At 62.4% G+C, this 16,204-nt stretch carries 13 protein-coding genes; 8 read left to right on the top strand and 5 right to left on the bottom strand.

Translation table 11 applies throughout. The annotated features are described in order from the left end of the window. From VF285_RS08090 to VF285_RS08075, 4 genes are all read left to right on the top strand, one after another. A partial coding sequence (locus VF285_RS08090) for a PBP1A family penicillin-binding protein (protein ID WP_346952112.1) occupies positions 1 to 2,235 on the top strand: 2,235 nt, incomplete at its 5' end. Then, positions 2,235 to 2,432, top strand: a complete 198-nt coding sequence (gene lptM / locus VF285_RS08085; RefSeq protein ID WP_346952111.1) for an LPS translocon maturation chaperone LptM — start codon at positions 2,235 to 2,237, stop codon at positions 2,430 to 2,432. The genes VF285_RS08090 and lptM, both read left to right, overlap by 1 nt. A gap of 4 nt (positions 2,433 to 2,436) precedes the next feature. Beyond that, on the top strand, positions 2,437 to 3,708 hold the full coding sequence (lysA, locus tag VF285_RS08080) for a diaminopimelate decarboxylase (RefSeq protein WP_346952110.1): 1,272 nt from the start codon (positions 2,437 to 2,439) through the stop codon (positions 3,706 to 3,708). 110 nt (positions 3,709 to 3,818) lie between these two features. Further along, positions 3,819 to 6,764 carry a bifunctional diguanylate cyclase/phosphodiesterase gene (locus VF285_RS08075; protein ID WP_346952109.1) on the top strand — a complete coding sequence of 982 codons (2,946 nt, stop codon included), beginning with the start codon at positions 3,819 to 3,821 and terminating at the stop codon, positions 6,762 to 6,764. A 30-nt stretch (positions 6,765 to 6,794) separates the two neighbouring features. On the opposite strand, the gene ccsB is transcribed toward VF285_RS08075, so the two are convergent. The 3 genes from ccsB to VF285_RS08060 form a co-directional block, all read right to left on the bottom strand. Next, positions 6,795 to 8,156: a c-type cytochrome biogenesis protein CcsB gene (gene ccsB / locus VF285_RS08070; protein ID WP_346952108.1), complete on the bottom strand. Its 1,362-nt coding sequence runs from the start codon at positions 8,154 to 8,156 to the stop codon at positions 6,795 to 6,797. Then, on the bottom strand, positions 8,146 to 10,134 hold the full coding sequence (locus VF285_RS08065) for a cytochrome c biogenesis protein ResB (RefSeq protein ID WP_346952113.1): 1,989 nt from the start codon (positions 10,132 to 10,134) through the stop codon (positions 8,146 to 8,148). The genes ccsB and VF285_RS08065 overlap by 11 nt, the downstream gene beginning before the upstream one ends. 204 nt (positions 10,135 to 10,338) lie before the next feature. Then, the gene (locus tag VF285_RS08060) at positions 10,339 to 11,031 is read right to left on the bottom strand and encodes a c-type cytochrome (protein ID WP_346952107.1); all 693 of its coding nucleotides are present in this window, start codon (positions 11,029 to 11,031) and stop codon (positions 10,339 to 10,341) included. 150 nt (positions 11,032 to 11,181) lie between these two features. On the opposite strand from VF285_RS08060, the gene yihA reads away from it, so the two are divergent. Next, on the top strand, positions 11,182 to 11,805 hold the full coding sequence (yihA, locus tag VF285_RS08055; RefSeq protein ID WP_346952106.1) for a ribosome biogenesis GTP-binding protein YihA/YsxC: 624 nt from the start codon (positions 11,182 to 11,184) through the stop codon (positions 11,803 to 11,805). A gap of 78 nt (positions 11,806 to 11,883) precedes the next feature. Continuing rightward, the gene (gene hemB / locus VF285_RS08050; RefSeq protein WP_346952105.1) at positions 11,884 to 12,900 is read left to right on the top strand and encodes a porphobilinogen synthase; all 1,017 of its coding nucleotides are present in this window, start codon (positions 11,884 to 11,886) and stop codon (positions 12,898 to 12,900) included. Positions 12,901 to 12,903: 3 nt separating this feature from the next. Here the strand turns inward: hemB and VF285_RS08045 are convergent, their stop codons facing one another. After that, positions 12,904 to 14,064 (bottom strand): S1C family serine protease, encoded by a 1,161-nt coding sequence (locus VF285_RS08045; protein ID WP_346952104.1) that lies wholly within the window; start codon positions 14,062 to 14,064, stop codon positions 12,904 to 12,906. Between the two features lie 26 nt (positions 14,065 to 14,090). Here VF285_RS08045 and VF285_RS08040 point away from each other — a divergent pair, with 26 nt between their 5' ends. Then, the gene (locus tag VF285_RS08040) at positions 14,091 to 14,870 is read left to right on the top strand and encodes a Nif3-like dinuclear metal center hexameric protein (protein ID WP_346952103.1); all 780 of its coding nucleotides are present in this window, start codon (positions 14,091 to 14,093) and stop codon (positions 14,868 to 14,870) included. Positions 14,871 to 14,952: 82 nt separating this feature from the next. Here VF285_RS08040 and mscL read toward each other — a convergent pair whose 3' ends face one another. After that, positions 14,953 to 15,405 carry a large conductance mechanosensitive channel protein MscL gene (mscL, locus tag VF285_RS08035; protein WP_346952102.1) on the bottom strand — a complete coding sequence of 151 codons (453 nt, stop codon included), beginning with the start codon at positions 15,403 to 15,405 and terminating at the stop codon, positions 14,953 to 14,955. Between the two features lie 126 nt (positions 15,406 to 15,531). Between mscL and petA the strand changes: the two genes are divergently transcribed. Beyond that, positions 15,532 to 16,200: a ubiquinol-cytochrome c reductase iron-sulfur subunit gene (gene petA, locus VF285_RS08030; protein WP_346952101.1), complete on the top strand. Its 669-nt coding sequence runs from the start codon at positions 15,532 to 15,534 to the stop codon at positions 16,198 to 16,200. Positions 16,201 to 16,204: the final 4 nt, after the last annotated feature.

Raw genomic sequence — 16,204 nt, 5'->3', positions numbered from 1 at the left:
CGCAACGTGCTGCGCTTCGACGAAATCCCGGACGTCATGAAATCGGCGATCCTGGCAGCCGAAGACGACCGTTTCTACCAGCACGGGGGCATCGACTGGACTGGCGTGATCCGTGCTGCAATAGCCAACCTGGTCCACATGTCCAAGTCGCAGGGCGCGAGCACCATCACCATGCAGGTGGCTCGCAATTTTTACCTGTCGTCGGAAAAAACCTACACCCGCAAGTTCTACGAGCTGCTGCTCACCTTCAAGATCGAGGCCACGCTTACCAAGGACCAGATCCTGGATCTGTACATGAACCAGATCTTCCTGGGGCATCGCGCCTATGGTTTCGCGGCCGCCAGTCGCACCTATTTCGGCAAGCCACTGTCTGAAATCACACCGGCAGAAGCCGCCATGCTGGCGGGTATCCCCAAGGCCCCGTCACGCTTCAACCCGATCTCCAACTTTCAGCGTGCCAAAGCGCGCCAGGGGTACGTGCTCGGGCGCATGCGGGCATTGGGCTACCTGACTGAGGCAGAATACCAACAGGCTGTGAACCAGCCCATCGTCGTCAAGTCGGCTGCCGGTACGCCTGCAGGGCACTACGCCGTCCACGGCGCGTACCCGGCCGAACTGGCGCGCCAGCTGCTCTACGGTGTTTACCAGGACGACATCTACTCGCGCGGCTTCAACATCTACACCACGATCAACTCCAAAGATCAGGAAGCCGCGTATGAAGCGGTGCGTAACGGCATCCTGGATTACACACGGCGCGCGCCCTACCCCGGCCCGGAAGGTTCGGTGGATCTGCCTGCCGGCATCGAATCGCAGACGGACGCATTCAACGACCTGCTCGACGACCTTCAGGATAAATACCCTGACAACGGCGATCTGCTGACGGCCGTGGTGCTCTCGGCAAGCCCCACCGACGTCAAGGTGGCGCGCAGTGCCACGCAGATCATCGACGTCAATGACAAGCGCGCCCTCAAGGTGATCGCTCGCGCGCTCACCCCCAAGGCCAAGGATTCGCTGCGGCTGCAGCGAGGCTCCGTGGTGTACATCCACCAGATGGACGGCTACTGGGAAATCATCAACAAGCCCTCGGTGCAGGCAGCGCTGGTGTCGCTGCGGGCACAAGATGGCGCGATCGAAGCCATGGTGGGCGGCTTCGACTTCGAAGAAGGCAAGTTCAACCGGGTGACCCAGGCCTGGCGTCAGCCCGGTTCCTCCTTCAAGCCTTTCATCTATGCTTCGGCCCTCGAGCGTGGCCTGACGCCTGCCACCCAGGTGTCGGACGAGCCTTTCTCGCTGACGGCCGAACAGACTGGCTCCAAAGCGTGGAACCCGAAGAACTACGGCAACGCCTACGAACCCGTGCTGACCATGCGTCAAGGCTTGTATAAATCCAAGAACATGGTGTCCATCCGTATCCTTCAGGCGGTCGGTCCCAAATACGCGCAAGACTACGTCACGCGCTTCGGATTCGATCGTTCACGGCAACCAGCTGTCCTGCCGATGGCCTTGGGCGCAGGCACCGTCACGCCGCTGCAGCTGGCGGGTGGCTACGCCGTCTTTGCCAACGGCGGCTACCGCGTGCCACCCTATCTCATCGATCACGTCACCGACAGCAGCGGGAAAATCGTCATGCAGGCGAACCCCACGGTCGCAGGCGATGCGCTGGCACGCGTCATCGATCCCCGCACCGCCTACGTCATGGACGACATGCTGCGCGGCGTGGCCACCTTCGGCACGGGTGCGCGGGCACACCGCGAACTGCAGCGCAACGACATCGGCGGCAAGACGGGCACCACCAACGACTCGCAAGACGCCTGGTTCGCCGGCTTCACACCCAAGCTGGTGGCCGTCGCCTGGATGGGCTTTGACCAGCCCAAGTCGCTGGGACAAGGCGAAACCGGCGGTGGCGCTGCCCTGCCGATCTGGGTGAGCTTCATGCGCACGGCCCTCAAGGGCCAGCCCGAGACCCCACCAGGCCCCATGCCCAGTGGCCTCTCGAAGATCGACGGGGACTACTACTTCAACGAATATCCGCCTGGGACGGCCATCGCCCGCGTAGGCTTGCCGGCCCCTGGCGACACCTCGCCAGGACAGGCCCCTGGGGGGGTTGCCCCCGGCAGCACGCCTGATGGTATCGGCAATCTCCTGAACCAGTTGCAGGGCAATGCCACTCCGCAAAAACCTGCCAACCCTCCTTCCGGCGGTGCCATCACACACCCGGTGCGGGTACCCTTCTGATGACACTTGACCGCATTTCTTCCTCTGCACATGCATGGCGCGCGCTTTCTCTGGGGCTGGTCATGCTGCTGGCGGGTTGCGGCATGAAAGGCCCGTTGCGCCACCCAGCCCCTCCGCCGGTGGATGCCACGCTGGTGGCCCCGCCCACGGTAACGCCGGCCCCGACAGCCGATCCTGCTCCCACCCCCCGACCCTGACTGAATGAGCCACGAGAACCCGTTCCCGACCCAGAAAGGCACGCTGTTTGCCGAAGACATCCCTTTCCCGGAACTGGCTGATCGCTATGGCACACCCCTCTACGTGTATTCACGTGCTGCCCTGCAGACAGCCTGGTCGCGCTACGCGCAGGCCATCGCGGGACGCAATGCGCTGATCTGCTACGGCGTCAAAGCCAATTCCAACCTGGCGGTCCTGCACGAATTTCAGCAGCTGGGCGCTGGCTTCGACATCGTCTCCGGCGGTGAGCTTGAGCGCGCCCTGGCGGCCGGAGCGAGTGCCGATCGGATCGTGTTCTCGGGCGTTGGAAAGCAAAGCTGGGAAATTCGCGCGGCGCTCACGGCACGCATCAAGTGCTTCAACATCGAATCGGCGGCCGAGCTGGACCGCCTGGCCGACATCGCCCACGAAATGGGCCTGGTCGCGCCCATCTCGCTGCGTGTGAACCCGGATGTTGACGCCCACACGCATCCCTATATTTCCACCGGTCTGAAAGAAAACAAATTCGGTGTGGATATCCACCGGGCGCCTGCGCTCTACCATCAGGCACAGCAGCATGCGAGCCTGAAAATCGTGGGGGTGGATTGCCACATCGGCTCGCAGATCATCGATCTGTCGCCGTACCTGGACGCACTCGAGAAACTGCTGTCGCTCATCGGCCAGCTGGGCGCTGACGGCATTGAACTCGAGCACCTGGATCTTGGGGGAGGCCTGGGCATTCGATACACCGACGAGACACCGCCCGATCCGGCGGACCTGCTGACTCCGGTGTTCGAACGACTGCATGCGCACGGGCTGGACCATCTTCAGGTTGTGCTCGAGCCGGGGCGCTCACTCGTGGGCAACGCGGGCATTCTTCTCACACGCGTCGAATACCTCAAGCGCACGGAGGTTCGCAACTTCGCCATCGTGGACGCTGCCATGAACGACCTGATGCGACCCGCCCTATACGAGGCCTGGCACGACGTCGTGCCGGTAGAACCACGCCAGGGCGTGCCAGCAGAGACCTGGGACATCGTCGGACCCATCTGCGAAAGCGGCGACTGGCTGGCGCGTGGGCGTACACTGCCACTGGAACAAGGTGATCTGCTGGCCATCTGCTCAGCGGGCGCCTACGGTTTTTCCATGTCCAGCCAATACAACACCCGCCCCCGCGCCGCCGAGGTGTTAGTGGACAAGCAGGATTCGTACCTGGTGCGGCCCCGAGAAACCCCCCGCGACCTGTTCGCCTCTGAACGGGTCCCCCAAAGGAGCTGAGCAGGCCTTTCGCCGGACCCCGTCTCACTCTAAAATTTCGACCAGGCCTGCCGTCAATTCCGGTAGCGCCGGCCTGTGCCGAGCGTCACTCTGCAACGTAGCACACTGCCATGGCGCTGAAGATGTCTCCCCCCGGCCGGAACTCCCGGCTCTTTACCGCACTGCCAGGCTTGCTGGCGCCGTTCGTCACGTATGTACTGGCGCCGCTGCTGATCGCACTGAGCATTGCGGCAGGCGTCTTCTGGATGCCATCGGTGTTCAGCAGCCACCAGGGCCACCCCATGCCGACGCGCTATCTGGCGAGTTCGGCTCAGCCAAGCCCCGACACGGCCTTGTTGCAGCTCATCGAGCGGCCCACACGGCTGTCGCAAACGATCCCGGCCGGGCCACTCTGGTTCCTCGCCGACCTGCCGTCGCCACCCTCGGGAGCCCAGGCGTATCCCCAAGTGTTGCTGCTTCCTCTGCACACGATCACGAACACGGCCTGCTGGCTGCTGCAGCGCGCCAACTACCCGGCTGGCGGATCACCGTATGAATTCACCTCACTACAGACGAGCATCGGTATCACAGGCACGTTCATGCAGCTGCCTGCCACCTACAACGCGCAGCAGGTCATCTGTCACACCACCCTGACGATCCCCAATCAGATCTCCATCGAACGCTGGGACCGCACACAACTGGCCGACCAGGCCATCCGCGCTGCCCGTTCCATCGGGCTCATGCAAGGCGGATTGCTCACGCTGGCGCTGTTCCTGCTGGTCATTGCCTTCACCACGCACGAATGGCTCTTCGTCCTGCTGAGCTGCTGGCTGGTAGGCAACCTGCGGCTGGGTGCCTGGGCCCTGGGCTGGGATTATCAATGGCTGGGCTTCCTGATTCCCCCAGAGGCGCTACCCTGGGTGCGCAAGTTCACCCTGGTGCTGTGCTATCTGGTGACCTACCACCTGTTCACCGGGCTATTCCGTGACAGTCTGACACTCTCCACTCAGACGCAAATCCGCCGCGTCGGCAATCTCAGCACGGCGCTGCTGCTGGTCGCCATCCTGGGTCTGCCCTACCAATGGTTCCAGACCATCGTCTTTCTGGCGGCCTGGCTGGTGACCGGCCTGGTGGCCATCATTCTCATCCACGCGCTCTTTGGCTCGCACACGCGCGCCAAGCTCTGGCACACGGTAGGGGTGTGCATCGCGCTGTCCATCTTGCTCATCGGCCTGATTCTGGTCGGCCTGCAACAGCGCGAACTCATAGACCCGCAACTGGGGACCATCGCGCTGCTCCTGTGCAACGTGATCATCGGCCTGGCAGTCGCTGAACAGATGCGCGAAAGCCGGCAGATCCGATCGCGCGAGCGCAACGACCTCATTGCCCACGATGGCCTCACCCCGCTGGGAATCTTCACGCTAGGGGCGGCGCGCCAATTCGAGCACATGAACCCCAGCCTGCGCGCCATGCTCAGAGTCGACGAAACAGAGGAGCTCCCCAACTGGGCCGATTTTTTCCCACCGATGGACTGGCTGAACGTTTCCCTGGCTACCGAGCAAGGCCAAGACCTCGAAATCCTGGCCCACACCACACCCGACGGCACCGATGAGCCTCGCCGGTTCCTGCTGCGGGCCACACAAGCCGGCAGCCGCATTGAAGGCTCGCTGCAAGACGTGAGCGCACGCTCCGAGACGATCCGAAACCTGCGGCTCATGGACGACAATGATCCGCTCACCAACACGCTCAACCGGCGCGGAATCGAAACCGCCATGCAGGCCTCGATCGACTCCCTGAGGGAGACCAACACGCCGGCGGCCATGGCCTTCCTGGACCTGGATCACCTCAAGCGGGTCAACGATCTGTTCGGCCACAACGCGGGCGACACACTGCTGCAAATGGTCTGCGAACGCGTCAAGTATTCGCTCGGCAAAAACCAGCACCTGGGGCGTGTCGGCAACGACGAATTCATCATTCTGTTCCCGAACATGCGAGCCGCCGAAGCACGGCAGATTGGACAAGACATCCTCGAATCGCTGAACGCTGCGCCCCTCATCATCGGCGAGCGCTCATTTCAGCTCAAGACGGCCATGGGCATCATCGACATCGACCGCAAAATGGACCCCAAAGACGCCATCGCCGCTGCCAGCAGGGCCTGCCGCGATGCGCGCCAGCAGCACCGCGATATCGTGCTGTACGAAGAAGACGCTGCCGAGCTGTCAGATCACTTCAATGAACAGCAGCTCTTTGAGCAGATCGAAAAGAATCAGCTCCCACAAGAGGCGCTCTACCTTGAGATGCAGCCCATCATGGCGCTGCGCCATCCTCTCAAGTCTCTGAACTTCGAGGTGCTGCTGCGCGTACGCAACCCCGGCGATCGGCCGGTGAATACGCAAAACGTCATCGAGGCTGCGGAAGAAAACGGCATCATCACCACCCTCGACAAATGGGTCTTCACCACGATGCTCGACTGGATGCGGGCGCACCACGAGGCGCTCGCCCACACGCAGATCATCAACGTCAATCTCAGCGGCGTATCGCTGAACGACGACCGTTTCATCGATACCCTCTTCGGCCTGCTGAGCAGCCATCCGCAGCTCACGCGCAGCCTGTGTGTTGAAATCACCGAAGGGGTCGCCCTGCAGGATCTGGAACGCACCCGCCAGTTCATGCGCCGCCTGCAACGCATGGGTGCCCGCGTCGCCCTGGACGACTTTGGGGCGGGCTACACTTCTTTTTCGTACCTGAAAGAGCTGCCTGCCGACATGATCAAGATCGACGGGTCATTGATTCGCGACATGCTGGCAAGCGACGCCAACGTGGCGATCGTCAACAGCATCGTCGACCTTGCGCACAACCTGGGCATGGAATGCATCGCCGAATGGGTCGAAGACGCAGCCACGCTGCGCAAACTGGCCGACATGGGCATGGACTACGTGCAAGGCTATAGCGTGTCGCGGTCACTGCCACCAGACACCATCCTGGCGCACGAAAACATCCTGCCACTGGTCACCGACCCGGCAGTTCGCCACTACATTACGGAAGTGATCGGTCGGCAGGCCCCGGCGCCCATTTGATGAGCTTGTCGGGGGCCTGCCTGGCCTGATTTACAGGTGGCCGTAGGAGTGCAGGCCCGACAGGAACATGTTCACGCCCAGGAAGGCAAAGCTGGTGACCACCAGGCCGGCCAGAGCCCAGTACGCTGCCATGGAGCCCCGCAGCCCTTTCATGAGTCGCATGTGCAGCCAGGCGGCATAGTTCAGCCATACGATCAGCGCCCAGGTTTCTTTCGGGTCCCACTGCCAGTAGGTGCCCCAGGCATCTGCCGCCCACAGCGCGCCCAAAATGGTGGCCACGGTGAAGAAGGCAAAGCCCACCGCGATGGCCCGATACATGATGTCGTCCAGCACTTCAAGGGACGGCAACCGGGCCGCAATGGGGGCCCGCATCGCCAGAATGCCACCCACGGCGATGGACCCAATACCAAAATACGCCATCCACACGGGTGAGAGCTCGCGCGAACTGAAGACGAACGGCTCCGCACACAGCACTGCGCCCAACACGAAGAGCGGAATCATGGGCTTCCAGCTGCGCGTGTTGCCGTGTGCCTTGATCAGGTAAGCAAAGCCCGTCATGGCGGCCAGACTGAAGGTGCCGTATCCGATGAAATTCGCCGGCACGTGCAGTTTCATCCACCAGCTCTTGAGCGCTGGCACCAGCGGTGCGATCTGATAGGCATCCCGCGTGAACGAATACCACAGCAGGAAGACGATGAGCGAGCTGACCACCAGCATGGCGAAGCCACCCAGTGCCCGTGTGGCGTACCGCCGCTCGTAGTACAGGTAGAAGAGCGACATGATGAGTGCGAGCAGCACGAAGACTTCGTAGAGGTTGCTGACCGGAATGTGGCCGATGTCGGGCCCCAACAAATGGCCTTCGCGCCAGCGCACCAGCAAGCCGGTGAGACCTGCGTAGACGGCCCCCCAGGTGAGCACGGTACCCAGCCACGCAGCCGTGTCGCTGACGAACCCGACCCAATAACAGATCGTGGCAAGGAAAAACAGCGCGCACATCCAGAGGATGGCCGACTGAGACGAAATCAGGTACTTCAGCAAGAAGTCGGTGTCAGCGCGAGTAAGATCACCCTGCATGAACGAACCGGTCGGACTGTAGAGCCAGATGGCCAGCAAGGCAGTCAGGCCGCTGGCCACCATGAGCACGCGAATCGGGCGCCACAGCCAGCCCAGCCAGCTGAAGACCACCACGGCGCCCACGAGTATCATTTTCTCGTAGTAGCTCATGAAGCTACCGTACTGCATCAGTACGTAGGCTCCGCCTACCGCAAGCAGCAGGAAGAAACCGATGTCTGTCCAGTCGGGTTTTCCTCGCCGACCCCGTTTGTCGCCACTGGTGTTGACCCCCAGCGACCACAGCGCCATGGGATCACTAGTCAAGGTATCAGACGTCATGCTTGGAGCCTCCGGCGGACAGGCGACGCAATGCTTCGCGCAGCCGCTCAAATTCGTGATTGAAATCCAGGGTGCGACGCTGCGTGGTCATGGCAGCAAGCCAGCTGCTGCCATGATCTGAAGGCCGGATCCACACCCATACCCGGCGTTCACGAATGTAGAACATGGAAAACACGCCCAGGATCAGCAAGACGCAGCCGATGTAGACCGTGGTCTTTCCGGGGCTGCGAGCGATCTGGAAAACGCTTGCCTGAACCTGATTGAAGCTCGAGAGCTGCAAGGCCACCGGGGCAGGATAATCCGGAAGCGACGCGAGCGCCAGCACTGCCAACTGCATCCACCGCGACTCGTGTTCACCCTGCGCCCCCTGGCGTACCACCGGAGGCTCGTGATTGCGCTCGCGCACCAGATCGCGCAGCTCGACCAGACTGAGCTGGATCATGGGGACGGCAAAGTTCAGAATTTTTTCCCGCTCGGCCGCGGGGGCGGAACTGATGATGCCGTTGAAGCCTTGACTCGAGAACGTGCGCAGCGCGCCCCGTGCAGCCTCGAACATGAGCGTCTGCTGCTGGCCAGGCGTTGCATTGTGGGCCGCAAAACGGCGCGCTGCTTCGTCGCGCAGGGCTGGGTCATCCAATGCGGCCCGCAACTGCATGAATTCGTTCATGCCGCCGTGGTCGCCCACAGGGATGCGCAGATAGCGGTACGGCTGCGAGGCATCGTCGCGCGTCCCCATCAGGAACACCGGGAAGCCATCAAGCTTGACCGGAAGCATGTACTGGTTGAAGTCGTGCGACTGGCCATCCTTGTCGATGACGCTGTATTGAACGCTGGGGCCTACGTTGTGCAGATTCTTGTTGGGCGCCCGCGCGGCGCTGCCGGTGACCGCCGCGACCTCTCGTACCACGCTCTTGGGCTGCGGCGCCTTGTTGGCGCTCAGATCTTCGACGTTGATGGCCCGAAACCCCGTGAAATTCACGGCCAGATTGCTACCCGGCAGCTTGCCGCTATGCCCCACGGTGCCATTGAACGCCTGCGGCTGTGCATCCGTCCCATGCAGCGGCCAGGCCTTGAGCTGCAGCTTGCTGCCGCCGTCGTCAAAGCTCGACTGATACACCGTGACCCCATCGTAATGCAGGGGCTCGTTGACCTGAATGGTACGGTCGAACGACTTGCCGCGCTTCGGGTCGGTGATGGTGACGTCACTGCGAAAATCGCTGGGCTGACCGTTGCTGTAGTAGTCGATGTAGAACTTTTTGAGCCGGATCGTGAAGGGCAGCGGTTGCAGCAGTACCCCTTGCCCTTCGGTCACGATACCCATGTTGCTCTGCTGGCCGTCAGGCAACAGCATGTTGGCTCGAAAACTGGGATTGCGCGCGGACAGCCGGCCAGACTGCGGCACGTCGGAAATCAGCATGTTGCCAACCACGGGCTGCTTGTTGAACATCCAGGTCTGCAGGCGCACCGGCAATTCGCTGTCCATGAGCCCGCCCAGCAAAATCACGACGATGGCCGTGTGCGCAAAGATGTACCCCAGGCGATTGGCGCTGCCCTTCTTGGCCGCCACCATGAGACTGTCGCCGTCTTCGCGCACGCGATAACGATAGCCCTGCGTCTGCAGCAGCGCGCCGACTGCCTCACGGGCCTGTGCCGGCGCCAGTGCGCTGTCGAGCTCGACTCGGTGGTGGAAGGCTCGCAGGCTGCTGCCGCGCACGTACTCGCGAAACGAACGTGCATCGCGCAACATCTTGGGGGCATTGCGAAAGATGCACAGCGTGGTGGACACCACGAGAAACGCCATGATGAGCAGGAACCAGGCGCTGTTGTAGATCTGCCAGATCGAGAACTCGTTGAAGACCGCAAACCAGAACGGTCCGAACTGATCGACATAGCTGTTGAGAGCCTGGTTCTGCGGCAGCACAGTGCCAATAAGGCTGGCAATACAGATGAACACCAACAGGCTGATGGCAAAACGCATCGAGCCCAGGAGTTCAACCACATCGGCGCCACGCGCACGGATTCGGGAAAATGAGGTCACGAAAGCCTGACTCTGAAATCGTAAAAAAACAGGGGGTGCGCTCGCGCGTGCCCCCTCGGTTGATTTTTTAATTGTCCACCATACAACGGCTCGATCGTGGGCCCCCCTCAAAACCCCAGACGCGACCCGGAAATGCGAGGTCGACTAGCGCAAGCCCGCCGCGTAGTCGGCCACAGCCGCAAGATCGGGATCGGTCATGCGATCGGCAATGGCATGCATGATGCTATTTTTGCGGTCACCCGAACGGAATAGCTTGAGTTGCTCGAGTATGTATTCCGGATGCTGGCCGGCAAGGCGAGGGAATTCGGCTGGAAGCCCCGCCCCATTGGCCGAGTGACAGGCCGCACAGGCAGGCACGTTGCGGTCGGCGATACCGGCGCGCCAGATATGCTGCCCCAGCGGTACCGTGGCCGGATGCGTGGCCGTCCCTGCCTTGTCCCAGTCGAGCTGCTGATGCGACAGATACAGCGCCACGTTTTGCATGTCTTGCGGCGTGAGATTGGCGGCGATGCTGCTCATGATCGTGGGCGCGCCGCCAGCTCCGGTGCGCGATGGCGGAGTCTTGCCCTTGGCTTGGAAGTCTTGCAGCTGCTTCACGATGTATTCGTGAGGCATGGCCGCCAGGTTGGGGTTGGCAGAGATGGTGCTGTTGCCTGCGGCGCCGTGACAGGCAATACAGGCCAGGACCCCGCGCGCTGCATCGCCGTGGGTGTAGAGCTGCTCGCCGGCCTTTACATCCGGCTTCTGGGCGGCTTCCTGGGCCTGAACCAGACCAGGAATGGCGCCGGCAAGCACCAGGCTACCGGCCACAAACATACTGGAGAGCGCGCGCTTCATGAGGTCCTCGAAGGTGATTCGATCCTGACGCCAGGAGGCGCCACCAAGCCAGCACCCCAGGCGACACGCGATCACACGCCACTGGGAATGCAACAAGTTCAGTGCGAAATTATACAATAGCCACAACATCCTCCATCGAGCCTGTCCCCCGTGTCCCTCCTCCACCGCGCCCGGTTTACGGTTTCTGCCGCACGCCTGGACCAGCTTCCCGCACCCACTACCGCCGAGGTCTGCTTCGTCGGCCGTTCCAATTCCGGCAAGTCGTCCGCCATCAATGTCCTCGCCAACCAGAAGCGTCTGGCCTTCTCAAGCAAAACCCCAGGCCGCACACGGTTGATCAACCTGTTCGGCATCCCCGACCCCATGACCCCCGAGGCCTGGTTGGGCTTCTTGGTGGATTTGCCAGGCTATGGATACGCCGCCATCGACCAAAAGGCGCGCGATGCCTGGGCCGAGGTCCTGGGCGGTTACCTGCACGAACGCAGCAGCCTCGCCGGCGTCGTCATGGTGGTGGACATCCGCCGCGGGGTCACCGACCTGGACCGCCGGCTGGCTCACTGGATTGGCCTGCGCGGCCTGCCCACCCTGGCGCTCCTCACCAAGGCCGACAAGCTCCCCTACGGTCAACGCATCAGGGCGGTCGCTCAGACCCGCAAGGACCTGGCTGAAATCGGCACCCTCACGGCCCTGCCGTTCTCGGCGACCCATCGTATCGGCCTGGACGAAGCGGCCGCTCACATCGAAAACTGGATCTCGCCGCAAGTCGTGCCCTGAACCGCACCTCTGCACTAAGATCAACTCATTCCTTATTGGCACCCAACCGTCACAAAGCCGGGTGCGCCGGAGCACACAATGACCCGATTCCTGCCTCAAACCGATTTTCCCACCCTGCGTCTGCGCCGCAATCGACGCGACGATTTTTCCCGCCGCCTGGTGCGCGAAAATCGCCTCTCGACCGACGACCTCATCTATCCCGTGTTCGTGCGCGAAGGCACGAACGTCCGTGAACCCGTCCCCTCCATGCCCGGCGTCGTGCGCCACTCGCCCGACACATTGCTCAAGACCGCCGAAGAATGCGCGTCCCTGGGCATCCCGATCATGGCGTTGTTCCCGAACATCGACACCGCCCTGAAAACACCCGACGGGGTCGAGGCGGCCAACCCCGACGGCCTGATCCCGCGCACCGTGGCCTTGCTCAAGCAGCATTTTCCTGAGCTGGGCGTGCTGACCGACGTGGCACTGGACCCCTACACCAGCCACGGCCAGGACGGCCTCATCGACGAAGACGGGCAATTGCTCAACGAACCTACCGTGGCCATGCTGGTGCGCCAGGCGCTCACCCACGCCGAAGCCGGGGTGGACATCGTCGCCCCCAGCGACATGATGGACGGTCGTATCGGTGCCGTGCGGCAGGCGTTGGACGGGCGCGGCCGCATCCACACGCGCATCATGGCCTACTCCGCCAAATACGCCAGCGCCTTCTACGGGCCGTTCCGTGATGCCGTGGGCTCGGCGGCCAACCTGGGCAAATCCAGCAAGGCCACCTACCAGATGGACCCGGCCAACCGCCTTGAAGCGCTGCGCGAAGTCGCAGCCGACATCCACGAAGGCGCCGACATGGTGATGGTCAAGCCTGGCCTGCCTTATCTGGACGTGCTGCGCGAAGTAAAAGACGCCTTCGGCATGCCTACCTACGCCTACCAGGTGAGCGGCGAGTACGCCATGATCCAGGCCGCGGCCGCCAACGGCTGGCTCGACCACGACAAAGTCATGATGGAGTCGCTCCTGGCCTTCAAGCGGGCGGGCGGCGACGGCATCTTGACGTACTTTGCCATCGCCGCTGCCAAGCTGCTGCGAACGCAGGGCTAAGACTCAACGTCGCACGGATTGCGCAGGCCGCAGGCTGACCTTCAGTTCACGCTCGATCACGCGGCCGGCGCGCAGAATCTTCAGCTTCACCAGAGTGCCCGCCTTCATGGGTGCCAACCGGTTGAGCAGATCCATGGCGTCGCGCAGCGGCTTGCCATCCAGTGCCTGCAAAATATCGCCCACCTGGATGCCTGCCTTGTCGGCGGGCCCGCCCCGCAACACACGCGCCACGATGACCCCACCGGACTGCTTCAGATGAAAGACCCGCGCAAGATCAGGCGTGATGTCCTGGGGTTCCAGTCCCAACCAGCCCCGCAGCACTCTGCCGTGCTCGATGATCTGATCCAGCACGTGATGTGCGATAGGTGCCGGAATGGCAAATCCGATGCCCAGCGACCCACCCGTATCGGAATAGATGGCGGTGTTGATCCCCACCAGATCCCCGCGGGAGTCGATCAAGGCCCCGCCCGAATTGCCGGGGTTGATGGCGGCATCCGTCTGGATGAAGTTCTCGTACAGATTCAGGCCCAGGCGGTTGCGCCCTAGCGCCGACACGATGCCCAGTGTCGTGGTCTGCCCCACTCCAAAGGGGTTGCCGATTGCCATCACCACGTCACCCACATGCACGACGGGGTCAGGGTCAAACGTGATGGCAGGCAGATGATCCAGCGCAATTTTGAGCACAGCCAGATCGCTGTCCGGATCGGCCCCCACGAGCTTGGCGGTTTCCTGGCGACCATCGGCCAGGCTGACTCTAATGGAATCCGCCGACTCAATCACGTGGTAATTGGTCAATATGTAGCCGTCAGGGCGCACGATCACGCCCGAGCCCAGGCTGGTGGACGACTCCCGGCGAGTAAAACCAGGCAACTGGCGCAGCAGCTGCTCCAACCCGGGATCGGCAGGCAACGGCACCACCGGCACCTCGATGTGCTTGGCGGTGTATACGTTCACGACCGACGGCGCGGCACGCACCACAGCGGGCGCATACGTCGCCACGGCTCCCGAAGCAGCCGGAGCAACCGGCGCCGGTGCAGTGACGGGAGCGACCGCCCGCGGCGACCCATGGCCTGGGAGCCACTGCGGTCGCAATGTCGTCACCAGAAACAGAACGCCAAGACAGACCGTCACGGTCTGCGCGAAAATCAGCCACAATCGATGCATGTGCTTTGCTCAATGAAGGAGGACTCATGACGACGGAAATCCCACGCCACGAACTGGACGCCTGGCTCACGACGACTCTGCAGCCGGGGCACTTTCGTGATTATTGCCCGAACGGGCTGCAAGTCGAAGGCCGCAACCGCATCCGTCACATCGTGACCGGCGTGACAGCCTCGCAGGCGCTCATCGAAGCCGCCATTGCTCACGAGGCCGACACGATCCTGGTCCATCACGGCTGGTTCTGGAAAAACGAAAGCCCTTGCATCCTGGGCCCCAAGCACCACCGTATCGCCACGCTACTGGCGGCCGACATCAACCTGTTCGCCTATCACCTGCCGCTGGATGCGCACCTCGAATGGGGCAACAACGCGCAACTGGCCCGCGTCATGGACTGGGCCCCCGACATCCAGCCCGACGGCACCCCGCGCCGCTGCGGGCCCGACGACCTTGTCTGGCTCGGAACCCCCGCGCGGGAATGCACCGTAAGCGAACTCGCCACCGACATCGCGCACCGGCTCAAGCGCAAGCCCCTGGTGATCGGAGACCACGACCGCGTCGTACGGCGCCTGGCCTGGTGCACCGGTGCCGCCCAGAGCATGATGGACGCGGCCGTCGCTGCCGGCGCCGATTGTTATGTCAGCGGCGAAGTGTCCGAACCCACCGTCCACCTGGCGCGCGAAACCGGCAGGGCCTACATCAGCGCGGGGCATCACGCCACCGAACGCTACGGAGTGCAGGCACTAGGAGCCGCCATCGAGGCGCAGTTTGGCGTGCGCTGCACCTTCGTGGACATCGACAACCCGGTATGACGGGCCACAGCAATTCCTGCCACAGCCATCGCGCTGCGTAAACGGCATTGCGGTCACCCTGCAATGCCGACGACGAGTCACGCTACTTTTTCAGGGAATCGCGGATTTCACGCAACAGCAGCACGTTCTCTGGCGTTGCCGGGGGCTCGGGTGCCGCCGCCGGCTGTTCCAGCCGCTTGCGCGCCCCATTGACCAGCTTCACCAGCATGAACACCACCAGCGCAAGCAGGATGAAGTTCACCGCAATGGTCAAAAAGTGTCCCCAGGCAAAGACCACACCGCCAGCCTTGGTGAGGTCCACGCTGTTCATGGCGCCGGTATAGTCTTTGGGAACCCGCAGGACCCAGAAGAGATTGTCGAAATTGACGCTGCCGCCCAAGATGAAGTTGACGAGCGGCATGATGATGTCGTTCACGATGGAATCGATGATCTTGCCAAATGCGCCACCAATGATGACGCCGATGGCCAGATCCATCATGTTGCCCTTGACGGCAAATTCCTGGAATTCCTTGATAAAGCTGCTTCCACTGGCCATTTCCCTTCTCCTTCGCAGATTTACCGCCTGATGTGTGACGCTATAATACGACGTCGAAAGATCCGCTGCGCAAGCAGAACATGTTAAAAAAGCTCCGCCCATCGGGCGACTACATGGGGTAACACAATGAGTGAAAAACCGACACAGCCCGACGAACAGGGCGCTGTCGTGCAGGGTGCCGTCGACCCAAATTTGCCTGCCGACTCCTCGCGCCGATTCTGGATCACAACCACCTGCACGCTGGCCGGCGTCGGGGGTGTCGCAGCCGCGGTGCCCTATGCCTGGTCACTCGTTCCTTCCGCCCGCGCCAAAGCGGCCGGGGCTCCCGTCGAGGTCGACCTCTCCACGCTTGCACCCGGCACACAGATCGTCGCCGAATGGCGCGGGCAGCCGATCTTCATCGTGCATCGCACAGACGCCGAGGTAGAAGACCTGGCCAAACACAACGATGAGCTGGCCGACCCGTTCTCGAAAGATGTCGAGTTCACGCCGTATCCCTGGTGTCAGAACGTCTGGCGCTCGCGGCGCAAGGACATCTTCATCTGTATCGGCATCTGTACACACTTGGGCTGTGTCCCGACTCCCGAATTCAAGACAGGCGCACAGGCCGGTCTGCCCAACGACTGGCCGGGCGGCTACCTGTGCCCCTGCCACGGGTCAACCTACGACATGGCGGCGCGCGTCTTCAAGAACAAGCCAGCTCCAGACAACATGAAGATCCCGCCCTACGCCTTCTCACCGGACAATAAGACCGTGATCATCGGACTTGAGGAATACCCCACGAAGAAGTCCTGATAAA

The organism is Castellaniella sp., assembly GCF_036379515.1.
Classification (GTDB): Bacteria; Pseudomonadota; Gammaproteobacteria; order Burkholderiales; family Burkholderiaceae_B; genus Castellaniella.
Note: the sequence above shows the minus strand (reverse complement) of the source record. Positions and strands in the feature narration are given on the sequence as shown.

Bases quoted from the DNA above. Each gene is read 5' to 3' on its own strand.
- lptM (WP_346952111.1), top strand. From the start codon at position 2,235: ATGACACTTGACCGCATTTCTTCCTCTGCACATGCATGGCGCGCGCTT.
- lysA (WP_346952110.1), top strand. From the start codon at position 2,437: ATGAGCCACGAGAACCCGTTCCCGACCCAGAAAGGCACGCTGTTTGCC.
- VF285_RS08075 (WP_346952109.1), top strand. From the start codon at position 3,819: ATGGCGCTGAAGATGTCTCCCCCCGGCCGGAACTCCCGGCTCTTTACC.
- ccsB (WP_346952108.1), bottom strand. From the start codon at position 8,156: ATGACGTCTGATACCTTGACTAGTGATCCCATGGCGCTGTGGTCGCTG.
- VF285_RS08065 (WP_346952113.1), bottom strand. From the start codon at position 10,134: ATGCGTTTTGCCATCAGCCTGTTGGTGTTCATCTGTATTGCCAGCCTT.
- VF285_RS08060 (WP_346952107.1), bottom strand. From the start codon at position 11,031: ATGAAGCGCGCGCTCTCCAGTATGTTTGTGGCCGGTAGCCTGGTGCTT.
- hemB (WP_346952105.1), top strand. From the start codon at position 11,884: ATGACCCGATTCCTGCCTCAAACCGATTTTCCCACCCTGCGTCTGCGC.
- VF285_RS08045 (WP_346952104.1), bottom strand. From the start codon at position 14,064: ATGCATCGATTGTGGCTGATTTTCGCGCAGACCGTGACGGTCTGTCTT.
- VF285_RS08040 (WP_346952103.1), top strand. From the start codon at position 14,091: ATGACGACGGAAATCCCACGCCACGAACTGGACGCCTGGCTCACGACG.
- mscL (WP_346952102.1), bottom strand. From the start codon at position 15,405: ATGGCCAGTGGAAGCAGCTTTATCAAGGAATTCCAGGAATTTGCCGTC.
- petA (WP_346952101.1), top strand. From the start codon at position 15,532: ATGAGTGAAAAACCGACACAGCCCGACGAACAGGGCGCTGTCGTGCAG.